This window comes from Alcanivorax sp. DG881 (assembly GCF_000155615.1).
Lineage (GTDB): Bacteria > Pseudomonadota > Gammaproteobacteria > Pseudomonadales > Alcanivoracaceae > Alcanivorax.
The window spans coordinates 2,508,732-2,526,928 of the sequence record NZ_DS989915.1 but is presented as its reverse complement, the minus strand read 5'-3'; the positions used below and the strand labels follow the sequence as shown (position 1 = coordinate 2,526,928).

The window sequence follows — 18,197 nt, the reverse complement described above, 5'->3', positions numbered from 1 at the left end:
ACCCACTAACTCAACAAGAAAACCCTCACCGTCGCTCCAAAAACTCCACCATCATTCGGTAACTCAACCCCCAAATGCAGTAGCCCTGATAGCGGCAGCACGGCAGCGTCACCGCCCCCATTGGTGTGCGGTAGGTGAGGGTGCTGCGGTTATCCGGGTTGCTCAGAAATTCCATCGGAATCCATACCCCGTGGCGGGCTTCGTGGTTCAGGCGCAGCGCGTCGTCGCCCTGCCAGGCAAACACATGGGGCGTGACCACCATGGGCCGCCAGCGGCTGTGGTGGCGGGTTAGTCGGTCTGTCAGGCGCTCCTGGTAGTGCCCGCTCTGGTACAGGTCGAGCCCGGTTTCTTCAGCGGTTTCGCGCATGGCGGTGTCGCGGCTGGAGGTATCGCCGGTTTGCAGGCGTCCACCGGGGAAGGCCATGTCTCCGGACCAGGGGTCGCCGGGGCGATGGGCGCGCTGGATGAAGAATAGCTCGCCCTCGGTTATCCCCCCGCGATAAATCAACGCTACCGCAGCGCGGGTGACACGGCGCCGGAAGGGCAATTTCTGCGGGCGGGCTCTGTTGAGCCAGGTCAGTGGGGGCACGACGGCCTCTCTAATTGGCTAAATGCGCCCAGCATAGCACTCTGGCTGCTTTCACCACGCCAGGCCATGGGCGAGCAACGCCCCAAATCAGCGCTGACCGCCCTCCCCGAAGTCGATCCGGTACGATTTAGCTGTACACGGAGCAATAATAGGGTTATGTTCTGGCCCAGCTAAAAGATCGCGCTTGAATCACGTACTCCATTTCGTTGTTTACATTGTATAACTCGTCCTGCAGTTCTGAAGTCCAAGTCTCCGTTTTTCAGCTACACCCGCCGTAAAGGCAAAACTTCATTTTTCAGGATTAGAGATATGTCTACAGTTAAAGGCACCGTTAAGTGGTTCAACGAAGCAAAAGGTTTTGGTTTCCTGGAGCAGGAAAACGGCCCTGACGTTTTCGCTCACTTCAGCGCAATCACCGGTTCCGGTTTCAAAACCCTGGCCGAAGGCCAAGCGGTTGAGTTCACCGTGACCCAGGGCCCTAAAGGCCCGCAGGCTGAGAACATCGTCGCTCTGTAAGCGATCGTTCCAGTAGAAAAAGGCGCCCTCGTGGCGCCTTTTTTATTGCTTGCTGACTGACCCCGCCACCCGCAACGCGCCCTCAAAACACCGTTTCTCCTTTCTCCCCTCCCCCTTTGAATCGCGAAGCGCCCGCTCTACGCCCTGAACAACATTTTGAATTGCCTGTTTTTTGTTATCGCTTTTTATCCGATCAGGCATCCGTTTTGCCCAGAAACAGCCTCCCCCACCCGTTTTTGTAACCTTGCGTAAGCCACACCATTTTTGCCGTCATGGTTTGTTCATACCCACCCGTCAGCATCGGCGCGTTTTTAATGGGGGAGATCCTGATCATGTGGCGTACCGTTATTCTCAGTTTACTGGCAACCCTGCTGGCCGCCTGTGGCGGTGGTGGCAGCAGTGACAATACCAACCCGACACCCAACACGCCGCAGAATCAGGCCCCGACAGGCAGCCTGACCGGCGACAGCACCATGCCGGCAGGCAGCAGCCGCATCTTCCAGCTGCAAGCCAGCGACGAGGATGGCGAAATCATCAATATCGAATGGGCCGTGGAAGGGCCACTCGATATTGAAGCCACAACCGACGCATTCATTCAGGTTCATGCCGATGCGGTCGGCACGGATACTGCCGCCACCGTGATCGCCCGACTGCATGACGACGACGAGGCCACCACCACCCTTCGCCACCCTCTGACAGTGACGCCAGTCAGCACCACTGCACCCACGGTGGACGCAGGCATGGACCAACAGGTGGAGGAAACCGCCAGCTTCACTTTGCAGGGTGGTGCCACTGCCACCGGTGGCACCACTATTCGCCGCCTGCAATGGACCCAGCTCGAGGGACCTTCCGCCACCGTGGATGGCGCCAGTGATCAAAACCTGATGACCGCTACTGCGCCACAAGTGGATAGCGATACCGATCTGGTGTTTGAGCTCGAAGCCGAAGACAGCAATGGAAACCTCGGTCGGGACCAGGTAACGGTGACGGTCACCAACACCGTGAACAATCCACTACCGGTGGTCGATGCCGGGGCCGACCAGACGGCCACCAGTGGCGATGAAATCATACTGTCCGGCAGCGCCACCGATGACGGCGCCATCGCCTCGGTGCTCTGGGAAGTGACCGCCGGTCCCGCTGTTATCTTTCAGCCTGAAGATGACCTGAACACCCGTTTCGCTGCCCCCCAAGTGAGCAATGAAACCACCTTGGCAGTGACCCTCACTGCCACGGATGATCTGGGCGCAGAAGCCAACGACACCCTGACCATCACGCTCTCCCCGTTACCGGACAATAATGCCCCCACCGTGGACGACGCCTACGCAGACCCCGGCGTGGCCACCAGCGGTGAATCCATTCAGCTGATTGGAGAGGCCAGCGACCCGGAAGGCGATGCTCTCATGTACGTCTGGACTCAACTGGACAATGGCGCGCCGACGCTGGCCATCACCGATTCCAGCCAGGCAACCGCCTCGGTAACGCTACCCGAGCTGGATATGTCCACGACCTTTGCCTTTCGCTTCACCGCCAATGACGGCGCACAGGAGGCATATAGCGACATCACCCTGCAAGGCACGCCCACCACACAACCCTCACCCAGTGTACTGGAATGCCTGTTCCGCCCCCTGCAAAGCGGCTGCCCACTGGCCGTACTCGGCAATCTTCTCAACCCGGACAGCGTCAGCGCCTGTTTCAGCAACCCGAACTCGCCCGCCTGCCCCTTCTCCGGCCTGGCCAGCCTGGACGAAGACCTGGCCCACTGCTTCGAACACCCCGCCGACGATGGCTGCACCAGTCTGCTGGGGAAAATCACCGATCCTTTGTACGTGCTGGAAACCCTGCCCCCGCAGGCACCAACCAATATCTGCACCCCTGCCTACGACAGCCGCACTTTCGAACAGTACATCGGGGTATTGCATGCACACACCGGTTACTCCGATGGCGCTCTCAACTCTCGCCCTGCTGATGTATTCGAACGCGTAAAAGCGCAGGGGCTGGATTTCACCGGGGTCACAGACCATTCCGACAATGTACGGCTGCCGCTAACAGTAACCGGCGACTGCCTGTCCGAGGATTTTTTCCAGTGCCTGATCGCCGATGACGACGCCCCGTTCGACTCTTTCCGCAAGTGGGACGCCACGGCGGAACAGGCCGACGCTGCCAGCGACGAAAGCTTTACCGCCTTCCGCGGTTTCGAATGGACCTCCGACCGCTTTGGCCATATCAACCTGTTCTTTGGGGACAATGTGATCAACGCCAAAACCGGGCCCGGCTATGCCGTCTCCATGGGCCTGTTCTGGCAGTGGTTCAGCTACCCGGCACAATTCGGTGGCGGCGACGACGCCCTGCTGGTGTTCAACCACCCCGGTCGTGAGGACGCCATTGAAGGTATCGTGGAGCCCCTGGGCGGCGATCCCGCCTACACCTTCAATGACTTTCGTTATGTGGCCGCCGCTGACCGGCGCGTGGTGGGGCTGGAAGTGTTTGGCAAAGGCTCCGAGTACGATTCCGGCGGCCCCGGTGGCAGCTGGCTGTCCTACGCCCTGGACAAGGGCTGGCACGTGGGCGCGGCAGGCTCGGAAGACCACCACGATACCGAATGGGGCGACCCGGACCTGCCCAAAACCGTGCTGGTGGCCCGTTCGCGCAGCCGCGATGATTTACGCGAAGCCATGCAAGCCCGCCGCTTCTATGCCGTGGCCCAGTTCTATAACGACCTGCGCATGACCTTCACCGTGGATGGCTCGCCAATGGGTAGCCGCTTGCGTCGCCCGGCAGGCAGCCTACTGCCACTGTCGGCCAGCCTGACCCGCGGCGGCGGCGACTTTATTGGCATCGTGGAAGTGGTGACTCGCAACAACGCGGTAGTCGCGACTTTAACGGGCAACCACGTGGAAACCCTGGTGCCGGTCACTGACGAGGAAAGTTACTATTTCCTGCGCGTCCGTGATCCACAAACCGGTCGTCCAGTGGCATTCAGCAGCCCGATCTGGGTAATGCCCGGAGCCAGCGCTCTGCCGGTGTGCGAGGCCACGCTCTAGATCATCACAGTGATCGGATTAAAAAAGGCGCCCTCATGGCGCCTTTTTGCTATCGGGGCAGGGCACCGCGACTGCTATGAAACCACACCGCAATCTCAGTTCGCCCGCTACCCACTTCCAGCGTCACTACTCGCTTACACCTGCATCACACTCCCGGCTTGTAGCCACGACCATAGGCTTATTGACCACTTCAATAGGCGCAACCATACCTCCCACCCGAGCGGGCTCATCACCGCCCCCGGCATCCGATAAGCAAACATTCCCTCCCCACGATCGAGGCGCCTGTTCGGATCAGAGCAATGGAAAACGCCACTGCGCCAGCGGACTAGAAAGCATAGAAAATATTTACTGCCAGCAAGCCGCCAATCAAACCCTTTTATAACAACCATAGGGAAACAGCATTCCCGCCACAAAAGCGTAGCGCCTATATTTTTACGGATTTCGTTATTTGTTTTGCCAGAGGAGAGATCCATGAAAAAGCGCACAGTCACGTTAGCAGCAGCTATTGCCCTGGCGTCGGCATCGGCCTACGCCAGCCCCATCGGCCATTCCGGTGGCTACCATTCCAATTATCACAAGAGCGCTGCCCGCTCCCCCATGTCCAGCCCCTACTGGTGGCCCGAAGTGCTGGACCTGCGTCCGTTACGCCAGCACGCCGCCAAATCCAGCCCACTGAATAGCGACTTCGATTACGCTGAAGCCTTTGCTGAACTAGATCTTGAGGCCTTGAAGGCGGATCTGCGCCAGGTCATGACCGACTCCCAGGACTGGTGGCCCGCTGACTACGGCCACTATGGCCCGCTGTTTATCCGCATGGCCTGGCACAGTGCCGGCACCTACCGGGTGACAGATGGCCGCGGAGGTGCACGCGGTGCCCAGCAACGTTTTGAACCGCTGAACAGCTGGCCGGACAACGTGAGTCTGGATAAAGCCCGCCGCCTGCTGTGGCCGGTAAAACAGAAGTATGGCAATAACATCTCCTGGGCCGACCTGATGGTGCTGGCCGGAACTCTGGCCATGGAAGACATGGGCTTCAAGACCTATGGCTTTGCCGGCGGGCGCGTGGACGACTGGGAAGCAGACATCACGTACTGGGGCTCGGAAACCGAGTGGCTTGGTGACGAACGTCACGACGAAAACCGCAAGCTGGAAAAACCACTGGGCGCCGTACAGATGGGCCTAATCTACGTCAATCCGGAAGGCCCCAACGGAAAACCGGATCCGCTACTCGCCGCTCAGGACATCCGCCAGAGTTTTGGCCGCATGGCCATGAACGATGAAGAAGTGGTGGCATTGATTGCCGGGGGCCATAGCTTCGGCAAGGCCCATGGCGCCCACAAAGCGGAAGAATGCCTGGAAGCCGAACCCGCAGCCGCCCCCACTGAGCAACAGGGGCTGGGCTGGAAAAACAACTGCGGCACCGGCAAGGGCGCAGACACTATCACCAGTGGCCTGGAAGGCGCCTGGTCGGTGAACCCCACCGCCTGGACCACCCAGTTCCTGGATAACCTGTTCGCCTATGAATGGGTGCAAACCAAAAGCCCCGCCGGCCACATCCAGTGGATTCCCGCTAACGGTCAGGCAGCCAACCTGGTGCCCGATGCCCACATCGAAGGAAAACGGCACGCGCCAATCATGTTCACCACCGACCTGGCCCTGAAGTTCGATCCGGAATACAAGGAAATTGCCCAGCGATTCCAGAAAGATCCGAGCCAGTTTGAAGACGCCTTTGCCCGCGCCTGGTTCAAGCTGACCCACCGCGACATGGGTCCGCGTGCCGGTTACCTGGGCCCGGATGTCCCGGAAGAATCCTTGATCTGGCAGGACCCCATCCCCGAAGTGGATTATCCACTCATTTCTGACGGCCAGGCGAATGACCTGAAGGAAGAGATTCTCGCGTCCGGGCTGACGGTTCAGGAACTGGTCCGCACGGCATGGGCCTCCGCTTCCACCTTCCGTGGGTCCGACATGCGCGGTGGCGCGAACGGCGCCCGCATTGCCCTGGCACCGCAGAAGGACTGGCCGGCGAATAACCCGGAAGAACTCGACAAGGTACTCAACACGCTTGAAGAAATTCGCACTGAGTTCAACAAAGGCGGCCTGTTCCGCAACAGCGAGGTCTCCCTGGCCGACATGATCGTGCTGGGTGGTGCCGCAGCGATTGAGAAAGCCGCCGACGATGCCGGTTATGAGATTGAGGTGCCGTTCACACCCGGCCGTGCCGACACCACCCAGGCACTGACCGACGCGAGCTCCTTCGCCAACCTGGAACCCAAAGCCGATGGCTTCCGTAACTACTTCAGTGAAGACGCCGTCATGTCACCCACCAACAGCCTGGTCGACAAGGCCGATCTGCTGTCCCTGTCGGTTCCGGAAATGACGGTACTGGTTGGTGGCATGCGCGCCCTGGATGCCAATGCTGACGGCAGTGACCACGGTGTTTTCACCGACCAGCCCGGCACTCTGACCAACGACTTCTTCGTGAATCTGTTGGACATGTCCACGAAGTGGCAACCGTCCGCAGAGAACGAAGGGCTGTATGAAGGGATGGACCGCCAGAGCGGCGAGCAGAAGTGGAGCGCCACGCCGGTGGATCTGATCTTCGCTTCCAACGCGGAACTGCGCGCAGTGGCTGAGTACTACGCCCTGAACGATAACGACGATGAGTTCGTCAACGACTTTGTGGCCGCCTGGACCAAGGTGATGAACCTGGACCGCAACCGCTTCTAAGCAACCCTCGCTACCGGATACCCAAAAGGTAAAGGTAGCCTTTATAACGGCGGCGCAACTTGCGCCGCCGTTCTTTTCTGTAACCGTTCACTAGGCCTCAAACAATTCTTTAATCGGCACCAAATCCGGGTACTCAGCCTGTTGTTTTTGCGCCTGGGCCTGGAACGTCAACATCATGTCATCGGGGCGGAACATGCCCGCCTGCCAGGTGGCCATGTACTTGAGGCTGTCTTCCACACTGTGGTCGCGGCTGAAATTGAGCATTTCCTTGCAGCCGGTCACGGCCAGCGGGGAATTCGCCGCAATCTCCGCAGCAATGGCCATCACCGCCGTCAGCATATCCTCCGCGTTACCATAAACACTGTTGACCAGCCCTTGCTCCAGCGCTTCCCTGGCGCCGAACTTGCGACCGGTATAGGCCAGCTCCCGCACCAGGCCCTGGGGCATCAACTTCGGCAGACGCTGCAGCGTGCCCACATCTGCGGTCATCCCCAGCGGGGTTTCCTTGATGGTAAAGAACGCATCCTCTGTGCAGTAGCGGCTGTCCGCCGCACAGACCAGATCCAGTGCACCACCAATACATCCGCCCTGGATCGCCGCCAGCACCGGAATACGCACCTGCTCCAAGACACTCAGACAATCCTGCAGCTGCAGCACCACCCGGCGAAGGTTTTCTGCCATTCGCCCCTGGTCGCCACCCATGGGGGCGCCGCTGGGGTCGGAAAACACCGCCAGATCCATGCCTGCAGAAAAGTGTTTGCCGGTGGAAGAAATCACCACCACGCGAGCGTCTGTCCCCGTCTCGATATCCCGCAGGCAACGGGGCAACTCCAGCCAGAAATCCTTGTTCATGCTATTCAGCGCTTCAGGGCGACTGAACTGCACGTGAGCAATATGGTTTTCCACGGCAACATCGAACGAGCGGTATTCAGGTAATGCGGACACGGTGTTCTCTCCCATTGTTATAAGCACTCTTTGTATAAGCACCCTGCCGAGGCTTTCGGCATTTGCCTCACAGCCTTACCCAATCAGCCCGCATTGAACAGCCCCGATTACGCAATAAACTATGCTCAAGACGACATGCCTTGGAATAACTTTCCTGTTACCCAAGATACCGGGAATGGGGCCCGGTCGACCGCTGGATCCGTCTACTTGCAACGCCCTCGCTTCGCTCACCCTTTGGGCAGCGCGGAACTGCCTGCGTTACTCCGCTTTGCGGCATTCCTGCAGCTGGTTTTTTTCTGTTTGTGTGGCTTTCGCGGTTGGCGTTCGGCGTCGGGTATCCAAAGTACGCGATAAACCATAAAAAAACGGCGCGCTGTTGCCAGCGCGCCGTTTCATTTTGCAGTGACAAACAAGGCACTACTTCAGGTCAAAGCGCTCCAGTTCCATCACCTTGGTCCAGGCGGCCACGAAATCGTGGACGAACTTCTCCTGAGCATCGGCACAGGCATACAACTCCGCCAGCGCACGCAATACTGAATTGGAGCCGAACACCAGGTCCACACGGCTGCCGGTCCACTTCAGCTCACCGCTGTTGCGGTCGCGCCCTTCAAACGTTTCTTCATCGTCGGATACCGGCTTCCACTCGGTGCCCATGTCCAGAAGGTTCACGAAGAAGTCGTTGGTCAGGGTCCCGGGCTTGTCGGTGAACACACCCAGGTCGCTGCCACCGTAGTTGGCACCCAGCACGCGCAGGCCACCAACCAGCACCGTCATTTCCGGCGCCGTCAGCGTGAGCAGCTGGGCGCGGTCAACCATCAGATGCTCGCCGCCCATGGAGAAGCGTGCCTGCTGGTAGTTGCGGAATGCGTCCGCTTTAGGTTCCAGCGGTTCAAACGACGCCACATCGGTTTGCTCCAGGCTGGCATCGGTACGCCCCGGTGAAAACGGAACGGTGATGTCCATGCCGGCCGCCTTGGCCGCTTTTTCAATGGCGGCACAGCCGCCCAGCACGATCAGATCCGCCAGCGACACCTTCTTGTTACCGCTATTGAAATCGGCCTGAATTCCTTCCAGGGTTTTCAATACCCGGGCCAGTTGCTCCGGCTGATTCACTTCCCAGTCTTTTTGCGGGGCCAGACGGATACGGGCACCGTTGGCACCGCCACGCTTGTCACCGCCACGGAAGGTGGCAGCAGACGACCAGGCGGTGTACACCAGCTCGGACACACTGAGGCCGGAATCCAGGATCTTGCTCTTCAGTGCAGCAATGTCCTTGTCGTCCACCAGCTCATGATCCACCTCGGGCACCGGGTCCTGCCAGATCAGCTCCTCGTCGGGAATCTCCGGGCCCAGGTAGCGGGCACGCGGCCCCAGGTCACGGTGGGTCAACTTGAACCAGGCCCGCGCAAAGGCATCGGCAAACTGGTCCGGGTTTTCATAAAAACGCCGGGAGATTTTTTCGTAGGCCGGATCAAAGCGCAGCGACAAGTCCGTGGTCAGCATCATCGGCTTGTGCTTCTTGCTCTTGTCCTGGGCATAGGGCATCTGCGGTTCAGCGTCCTTCGCTACCCACTGCTTGGCACCGGCCGGGCTCTCGGTGAGTTCCCACTCGAAACCGAACAGGTTTTCAAAGAAGTAATGGCTCCACTGTGTCGGCGTCTGCGACCAGGTCACCTCCGGGCCACCGCCCATGGTGTCGTCACCCTTGCCGGCACCGACACTGCTACGCCAGCCGAAGCCTTGCTCGGCCAGCCCGGCGTCTTCCGGGTCAGGTCCGACTTTTTCCGGGTCACCGGCACCGTGGGCTTTACCGAAGGTGTGACCACCGGCAATCAGGGCAACGGTTTCTTCATCGTCCATGGCCATGCGCGCAAACGTCTCACGAATGTCGTGGGCGGCAGCCTTCGGGTCCGGGTCGCCATTGGGACCTTCCGGATTCACATAGATCAGCCCCATCATGGTGGCTGCGAGAGGATTCTCCAGGTCTCGCTTATCCGAGAACCGGGTGTCATTGGTGAGCCAGTCTTTTTCGCGGCCCCAGTACACGTCCTGATCCGGTTCCCAGGTATCTTCACGACCACCGGCAAAACCAAAGGTTTTAAAGCCCATGGATTCCAGTGCCACGTTACCGGTAAGAATGATCAGATCCGCCCAGGAAATCTTGCTGCCGTATTTCTGTTTCACCGGCCAGATCAGTCGGCGGGCCTTGTCCAGATTGACGTTATCCGGCCAGCCATTGAGCGGGGCAAAACGCTGCTGGCCGCGACCGCCGCCGCCACGCCCATCACCAATCCGGTAGGTGCCGGCGCTGTGCCAGGCCATCCGAATGAACAGCCCACCGTAGTGGCCGAAATCCGCCGGCCACCAGTCCTGTGAATCGGTCATTACCGCGTGCAGATCTTTTTTGACCGCCTCCAGATCCAGGCTATTGAATGCCTTGGCATAATCGAAATCCACATTCATGGGGTTCGACAGTGAGGAATGCTGGTTGAGTAGATCCAGACGCAACTGGTTGGGCCACCAGTCCTTGTTGGTTGTTCCACCACCCGCGGCATGCATCGGGCATTGACTTGCATCAGCCATGACTCTCTCCCTGTTTGAGTGTGTGTTAGCTGTTGATTCAGTTATATCCCTTAACCCTCGCCCCCGGCCAGTTGGCTTTGGCAAATGCGCCGATAGTTTTTATCAAACGCCATAGCCAGAACAATAGTTCAAATAGCCAATGCTCAGCTGTTGATAACGACATCGGCCGCCCCGCTGACGCCTTCTCAATATCCTATTCACAACGTCATTCTCTTACCACCATATGGTGGTAAGGTGACAATGCACACAACAACAAAGGGAACCGGTTGCCACGCGCAGCGGCCTGACACGGAGATTTCACCCCCATGCGTTTGACTCGTTTTGGTTTGCCCGTCCTGTTTCTCGCTTTAGCTGCCTGTGAAGAGCCGCCCGCCACCGAAGCACCGCCACCGGAAGTGTTTGTGGTCACCGCCAGCGAGCAGCTCTACCAGCCCGAACGCACTTTCACCGCCCGGATTGATTCGCGCAGTGACGTGAACATCACCGCTCAAGTATCCGGCAAGCTCACTGCCGTGCATTTCCGCGAGGGCGACACGGTGGAAGCCGGTGCGCCCCTGTTCGATATCGACCCGGCGCCCTATAAGGCGGCCCTGTCGCGGGCCAAGGCCGAACATGAGCGCGCCAAGGCCACTCTGGCGGAAGCCAAAAGCAACTTTTCCCGCGCCAACAAGCTGGTGGACAAGGGCTATATCTCCGATTCCGAATACGACACCCTCAAGGCCCGCCAGCAGGAAGCCGAAGCCGCCGAACAATCTGCCCGGGCGGCACGGGAAAGTGCCCAGGTGGATCTGTCCTATACCCATATCGAGGCCCCCCAGGCCGGTCGCGTAGGGCGCTCCATCGCCTCGGTGGGCGATGTGGTCAGCCCCGGTTTCGGTACCCTGACCACCCTGGTGGGTGGCAACGACATGCAGGCGGTTTTCCAGATCCCCGAGCGACTGCTCACCGAAGCGGCCATGAGCGACAACCAGCCCAAGCCTTCAGAGATTGAAGTGGGCCTGGAACTGCCCAACGGCAGCGAGTATCCCTACACCGGCAACATCGTTTACGTCTCCAACCGGGTGGACAGCAACACCGGCACCGTGGAAGTCCGCGCGGCCATGCCCAACCCCCGTGACCTGCTTCGCCCTGGCATGTTTGTGCAGGCCCATGTGCGACTCAAGCAAAGCCTGAGCGGACTGATGATTCCCCAGGCGGCCCTGCAGGTGGATCAACAAGGCACCTATGTTTTTACCGTCAACACCAACAATCTGGTGCTGCGCAACAACCTGATGACCGGCGACCGCTTCGGCGAAAATGTGCTGGTCACCGAAGGGCTGCTGGCCGGGGAAAAAGTCATCCTGCGCGGCATCCAGAAAGTGCGCCCCGGCAGTGAAGTCCAGGTCTCTGACTACAAGCCAGCCACCGATCCCCATACCGGTAGCCAGCCCCAAAAAGATCAGAACGAAGACACCGACAAAACGAACGCGCCAGCGGCGACGGACAACAACGGGGGTACTGCCCCGTGATCAGTGGCGTCTTTATCCAGCGACCCAAACTGGCCATGGTGGTGGGCCTGGTGATTACCTTCACCGGCCTGCTGGCCATGAAACTGCTGCCCATTTCCGAATACCCGGAAGTGGCGCCACCACAAATTTCCGTGAGTGCCAGCTGGCCCGGTGCGTCCGCCGCGATCATGGAAGAATCCGTGGGGCAGGTCATCGAAGATGTGGTCAACGGGGTGGAAGGCATGGAATACATGTCGTCCAGCTCATCCAATAATGGCAGCTACAGTCTCGCGGTGACCTTCGAGGTCGGTGAAGATCCGGACATGGCCCTGGTGCGGGTGCAGAACCGGGTCAAGCTGGCCGAGCCCTCGCTACCGGCAGAAGTCCGCGCCCAGGGCCTGACCATCGACAAGCGTTCCCCGGACATTCTCTTCACCATCAACCTGTATTCCCCGGACGGCTCGCTGGATGAACTGTTCATCGCCAACTACAGCCTGCTCAATGTGCAGAACCCGCTCAAGCGGGTAGAGGGCGTGTCCGATGTGAGCGTGTTCAGTTCTGCAGACTATTCCATGCGCCTGTGGATGGACCCGCCACAGATGACCGCACTGGGCATTACCCCGGACGATATTTCCAATGCCCTGCGCGAACAGAATGTGCAGGTCCCCGCGGGCAAGATCGGCGCACCGCCTTTCGACGGCAAGCTGAGCACCGAGTATGCCCTGCAGCTGGAAGGGCGACTCAAGGATGTGAAGGAATTCGAGAACATCATCCTGCGTGCCGACGAGAACGGCGCCATGGTGCGACTGGGGGATGTGGCGCGCATTGAGCTGGGCCAGCTTTCCTACAGCATTGCCGCCAACTACCAGAACCACCCCACCACGGTGATGGCCGCCTATCTGGCACCGGGGGCCAACGCCCTGGCCACCGGCGATGCCCTCAAGCAGGCCCTGGAAGAACAGAGCAAAACCTTCCCCGACGGGCTCGAATACGCCATCGGCTACGACACCACCCGTTATGTGGAAGTGGCGATTCAGCAGGTTACCACCTCGCTGCTGATGGCGGTGGGTCTGGTCATCCTGATCACCTTTATTTTCCTCGGTGACTGGCGCCCGACCCTGGTCCCCACGGTGGTGATTCCCGTGTCCCTGATCGGGACCCTGGCGATCATGCTGGTGGCGGACATGTCCATCAACACCATCACTCTGTTTGGCCTGATCCTGGCCATCGGCATCGTGGTGGATGATGCCATCCTGGTGGTGGAAAACACCGACCGGCACCTGCTTGAAGACCCGGACATTTCCACCCGTGACGCGGTCACCCGTACCATGGAAGAGGTCACCGGACCGATCATCGCCACCACCCTGGTGTTGCTGGCCGTGTTTGTACCGGTGGCGTTGATGCCCGGCATCACCGGCATCATGTACAACCAGTTCGCGGTGACCATCTGCGTGGCCGTGGTGATTTCCTCCATCTGTGCATTAAGCCTGAGCCCGGCCGTGGCCAGCCTGGTGCTGCGCCGCAAAGACAGTGAGCCCGCCTGGTATCGCGCTTTCAACAAGGGCTTTGCCAAAATCACCCTGGGCTATTCCCGGGTGGTCGGTGGCCTGCTGGGCCGACGCGGCCTGACTCTGGTGCTGTATGCGCTGATCATGGTGGGCCTGTTCTTTGGCGCCCGCGCCGTGCCCACCGGTTTTGTGCCCATGGAAGACAAGGGCTTGCTGCTAGTGAATGTGCAGCTGCCGGATGCGGCGTCCATCAACCGCACCGAAGCCGTTATCGAGCAGGTGCAGCGCATGCTCGACAATGATCCAGCGGTGGAATCGGCCACCATGATTGCCGGCTTCTCCATGCTCACCGGCGGGGTACAGAGTAATGGCGGTACCGGCTTCGTGGTACTCAAGCACTGGGATGAAAGACCGGACTTCAAGGACATCTCCCTGGCCGTCTCGGCACGGGTAACCCAGCAGGCTTACCAGACCATTCCCGAAGCCCAGATCCAGTCCTTCCCGCCGCCCTCCGTACCGGGCATGGGCGCCGTGGGCGGCCTGGAACTGGTGCTGGAAGACACCCTGGGCCGCAGCCATGCGGACCTGGCCGGGGCCATGCAAATCCTCACCGCGGCAGCCAACCAGTCGCCATTGATTGGCAGCGCCTCCACCAGCTTCCGGGCCAACGTGCCCATGTACCGCATCGATATTGACCGCAACAAGGCCAAGACCTTGCAGGTACCGCTGACCAACATCTTCTCTGCCTTGCAGAGCCAGCTGGGCTCCAGCTACATCAATGACTTCTCCCTGTTCGGGCGCACCTTCCGGGTGATGATGCAGGCCGACCCGGCCTACCGCTCCGACCTCAAGGATATCGAACGGCTTTATGCCCGCAGCAGCAACGGCAACATGGTGCCGCTGTCCACCCTGCTCACCACCGAACCGGTGCTGGGTGCAGACATCACCAACCGCTTCAATCTGTACCGCTCCGCCATTCTCCGCGCCCAGCCCGGCGAGGGCGTCTCCAGCGGCGATGCCATGGCCGAACTGGAACGCGTGGCCGCCGAGGTATTACCGGAGGGCTATCAGGTGGAATGGACCGGACAGAGCTATCAGGAGCGCAAGGCCGGCAACCAGATTGGTATCGCCTTCGCCCTGGCCATGGTGTTCATCTACCTGTTCCTGGTGGCGCAATACGAAAGCTGGTCGGTGCCGGCGGCGATTATCCTGGTGGTACCCATCGCGGTGGCCGGGGCCATCGGCGGGCTGCTGATGGTGGGACAGATCGGCATCCCGCAGCTGGGAGCGCTGGACCTGTTTGCCCAGGTGGGGCTGGTGTTATTGATCGGCCTGGCCGCCAAAAACGCCATCCTGATTGTGGAGTTCGCCCGTGAACGGCGCGAGCAGGAGGGGCTGTCCATTCTGGAAGCCGCCGCCGAAGCCGGGCGCCTGCGCTTCCGCGCCGTGTGCATGACCGCCCTGTCCTTTGTACTCGGCATCCTGCCGCTGGCCTTTGCCAGCGGCGCCGGCATGTTCAGCCAGCTTTCACTGGGGCATACGGTGATGTGGGGCATGCTGGCCGCGCTTCTGATCGGCACGCCGATGATTCCCGCCTTCTACGCCATGGTGCAAAGCACCCGGGAGTATCTGAAGCAGAAATTGTTGAAATAAATCAGTGGCGAATGGCGAGAAAACGACAAGGCCACTGTAGGAGCGCCGCTCGCGGCGCGAACCCGAGTCTTGGCGAGGGAAACATTTCCGCTGCGAAATATTTTCTGAAACCTGTCGCACGCTGAGATGCCTGATCGCCCTTCGGTCGATGCCGTGCTGCGCACGGTTCGCCCCCTGGAAGGGGGCTTGTATGTTTGAATGCTCCTCCTGCAACCATGCAGGACTTGCCGGGGTGGAGGGACCAAAGGGGCATCTGACCTAAGGTACAGACGGTAGGAGATTTGGCCCCACCTCGCACCTATTCATACGCCGATAAAGAATCCATCGGCTGAGTTGCACCTCAGACCGACGATACCTAGCAAGCCAGCGTTCAGGTGCGCACCGACAAGCATGTGTAACCTAGCGCAAGGGGCTGTTCAGTGGCAATGCAAGTAGAACCCTCCATTATCGGCATCGACGTGGCCAAGGCCGAGTTGGTCATCTATTTCCTGGGCCAGACCTATTCCATTGAGAACACACCCCAAGCCATTCGGGCTTGGCTCAAGGGTCTGCCTGCCCACTGTGAGATAGCCATCGAGGCCACTGGCACTTATCACATGGATGCCATCGAGCTGGCCCACCGTAAAGGCCATCACATCTACGTGATTGATGGTTCTCGCCTCCACCATTACCGCAAGGGCACAGGTGGTCGTGCCAAAACGGACGCCTCTGACGCACAGCTACTTGCCCGCCATCTGCAACATGAAAAAGAGGCGTTGCGCCGCTGGAGCCCGCCACCCAAGGCGTATCGGACGCTGCAGATCCTGCTGCGTCGCCGGGCTGCACTGGTCAAGGCGCGGACCATTATCCAGCAAAGCCTGGGTGCAGAGCCGCTACTCAAAGCCGGCTTAAAGAGGCTGATCTCTCAGATCAACACGCTGGATGCACAGATCCAGAAGCACCTTCGCGACGCGGTCAGAGAGGCAGGGCTCTGTGATCAGGTGAAGCGTTGCAAAGCCCTGGAGGGCGTGGGCGATCTGACAGCCTATGCCCTTGTCATGGCCTTCCTGCGAGGCGACTTCAGGAACAGTGATGCGTTCGTGGCCTTCCTGGGAATGGACGTTCACGTGAAAGACTCAGGCACCAAGACCGGCAAGCGAAAACTGACCAAGAAAGGCGACTCAGAAACTCGTAGGCTGCTTTACTGCGCGGCCATGGCCGCTCGCCGGAGCAAGCGTTGGGCAGGGGTCTATCAGGCTTATCTGGACCGTGGGCTGGCAACCACCCAAGCGCTGGTCATTCTGGCGCGCAAACTGGTTCGTATCGCCTTCGCGCTTATGAAAAATGGCACCGACTATCAGCCGGCCCCTGCCTCATGAAGACAGGGGTGGACAACATAGAATCTCCTACAGCGGCACGCGCGTGTTTCGTGTTTCGTGTTTCCTCCATAAAAAAGCCCGGCAATATGCCGGGCTTTTTTATGGAGGAAAGCGTTACTTGATCAGCTTCTTCATCATTTTCACCTTGTCCTTGTAAGGCGCGTAGCGAAACTTGATATCGAATAGTGTCGTCGCCTTCAGGATGCTGCGCTTGTGAGAAAAAACATCGAAGGAGTTCTGCCCGTGATAAGCCCCCATGCCGCTTTCGCCCACCCCACCGAAGGGCAAGTGCGGGTTGGCCACATGCATCACCGTATTATTGATACAGCCGCCACCAAACTGGACATTATCCAGCACTTGCCGCTCCACCTGTTCACTGCCGGTGAACAGGTATAACGCCAGTGGATGTTCCGGCAGTTTTTTGAGGTTGCCTATCAGCTCCTCCATGGACGAATAAGTCAGCATGGGCAGCACCGGGCCAAAAATTTCCTCCTGCATCACGGCGTCATCCATGGTCACGTCCTTGAGCAAGGTCGGGGCAATATATCTCACACCCTTGTCCGTCTCGCCGCCTGCCAGCACTTTGGCGGTGTCAATCAAGCCGGCCACCCGGTCAAAGTGTCGATCATTGATCATCCTGCCCAGGTCCGGGCTCTGGCGCGGGTCATCGCCGTAGAATTCCTTCAGCGTAGCAACCATTTCCTTCTCGAAGGCACTCTTGATATCCGCATGCACATGGATGTGATCCGGCGCCACGCAGGTCTGCCCCACATTCAACATCTTGCCGGCGAGAATCCGGCGGGCGGCCACTTTCAGGTTGGCGTCCTTATGCACGATGGTGGGGCTCTTGCCGCCCAGCTCCAGCGTTACCTTGGTAAGGTGCTTGGCAGCGGCAGCCATGACAATACGGCCCACCCGTGGGCTACCCGTGAAGAAGATATGGTCGAAGCGTTCTTCGAGCAGCTCATTGGTCACCTCGGTACTGCCCTTGAACACCGCCACGTATTCGTCGCCGTAGCACTGCTTGATGATCTTCTCGACCACATCCGCCACAGTGGGGTTCAAGGAGGAGGGCTTCAGCACAGCCGTGTTGCCGGCGGCAATGGAACCGATCAGCGGCTGTACCAATAACAGAAACGGATAGTTGTACGGGCCGAGCAAGAAGGTGACGCCCTGCGGGGTAGACTCAATACGGCTGCGACCCGGTTGCGCCCACATGCTGGTGCCCACACGCTTGGGTTTCATCCAGTTTTTCAGGTGTTTGATGGTGTGCTTGAGATCTTCAATGGCCGTGCTGATTTCAATGTAGGCCTCGAAGGGCGGGCGCCCGATATCCGCATACAGGGCGTCCTGAATCTGACCCTGATACTGCACAATGGCCTCTTTCAGCTTTTTCAGCTGACGCAGCCGAAATGCATAACTGCGGGTCGCCCCGGATTCAAAGTAGTTACGTTGACGGGCGACGGCACTGGCCGCCCACCCCTGTGCTTCATTCAAATTGCTGTTATCCAGAACCGCACCCATGGCTAATCTCCGTGTGAATACCTTATTCAGGGGCACGAGTGTTCCACGGGCCCACCGCACCCACCATGAGAAAAGTGCGCGAAACCTGACATAAAAAACCAACCGAAGTCATTTACCTCCACAAAGTAAACAAGCTCTTACTTATTGTTTTTCTTACAGAAAATGGGCCATCCACAGATTCGCACCGAGCGTCTACTTGGTGACTGTCGATGAGCGCACCAGCGTCAGGCAGGAACAGGGACTGTTGGCTCTGTCACACCCAC

10 protein-coding genes are annotated in these 18,197 nt (G+C 59.3%); 6 read left to right on the top strand and 4 right to left on the bottom strand.

Going from position 1 to position 18,197, the window contains the following annotated elements:
• Positions 1–25 precede the first annotated feature (25 nt).
• Entirely contained in the window at positions 26–589 is a 564-nt protein-coding gene (locus tag ADG881_RS11435; protein ID WP_007151371.1) for a CoA pyrophosphatase, read from the bottom strand.
• 309 nt (positions 590–898) lie between these two features.
• Between ADG881_RS11435 and ADG881_RS11430 the strand changes: the two genes are divergently transcribed.
• From ADG881_RS11430 to katG (ADG881_RS11420), 3 genes are all read left to right on the top strand, one after another.
• Positions 899–1,105 (top strand): cold-shock protein, encoded by a 207-nt coding sequence (locus ADG881_RS11430; RefSeq protein ID WP_007149147.1) that lies wholly within the window; start codon positions 899–901, stop codon positions 1,103–1,105.
• A 332-nt stretch (positions 1,106–1,437) separates the two neighbouring features.
• Positions 1,438–4,146, top strand: coding sequence for a hypothetical protein (locus ADG881_RS17250; RefSeq protein WP_050760153.1), 2,709 nt, complete (start codon positions 1,438–1,440; stop codon positions 4,144–4,146).
• Between the two features lie 471 nt (positions 4,147–4,617).
• Positions 4,618–6,876, top strand: a complete 2,259-nt coding sequence (gene katG, locus ADG881_RS11420; protein ID WP_007151101.1) for a catalase/peroxidase HPI — start codon at positions 4,618–4,620, stop codon at positions 6,874–6,876.
• 90 nt (positions 6,877–6,966) lie between these two features.
• On the opposite strand, the gene ADG881_RS11415 is transcribed toward katG (ADG881_RS11420), so the two are convergent.
• Together ADG881_RS11415 and katG (ADG881_RS11410) are read right to left on the bottom strand one after the other, a co-directional pair.
• Entirely contained in the window at positions 6,967–7,821 is an 855-nt protein-coding gene (locus tag ADG881_RS11415) for a crotonase/enoyl-CoA hydratase family protein (protein WP_039927422.1), read from the bottom strand.
• A 417-nt stretch (positions 7,822–8,238) separates the two neighbouring features.
• Complete coding sequence (gene katG, locus ADG881_RS11410; RefSeq protein WP_039926659.1) at positions 8,239–10,404, bottom strand: catalase/peroxidase HPI; 2,166 nt, start codon at positions 10,402–10,404, stop codon at positions 8,239–8,241.
• A 305-nt stretch (positions 10,405–10,709) separates the two neighbouring features.
• On the opposite strand from katG (ADG881_RS11410), the gene ADG881_RS11405 reads away from it, so the two are divergent.
• The 3 genes from ADG881_RS11405 to ADG881_RS11395 all read left to right on the top strand — a co-directional run bounded on the left by ADG881_RS11405 (position 10,710) and on the right by ADG881_RS11395 (position 16,410).
• Entirely contained in the window at positions 10,710–11,912 is a 1,203-nt protein-coding gene (locus ADG881_RS11405) for an efflux RND transporter periplasmic adaptor subunit (RefSeq protein WP_007149883.1), read from the top strand.
• Positions 11,909–15,052 (top strand): efflux RND transporter permease subunit, encoded by a 3,144-nt coding sequence (locus tag ADG881_RS11400; protein WP_007149609.1) that lies wholly within the window; start codon positions 11,909–11,911, stop codon positions 15,050–15,052. The genes ADG881_RS11405 and ADG881_RS11400 overlap by 4 nt, the downstream gene beginning before the upstream one ends.
• Before the next feature lie 419 nt (positions 15,053–15,471).
• Positions 15,472–16,410, top strand: a complete 939-nt coding sequence (locus tag ADG881_RS11395) for an IS110 family transposase (RefSeq protein WP_369699524.1) — start codon at positions 15,472–15,474, stop codon at positions 16,408–16,410.
• A gap of 114 nt (positions 16,411–16,524) precedes the next feature.
• On the opposite strand, the gene ADG881_RS11390 is transcribed toward ADG881_RS11395, so the two are convergent.
• Entirely contained in the window at positions 16,525–17,934 is a 1,410-nt protein-coding gene (locus tag ADG881_RS11390; RefSeq protein WP_007150142.1) for an aldehyde dehydrogenase, read from the bottom strand.
• Between the last annotated feature and the right edge of the window lie 263 nt (positions 17,935–18,197).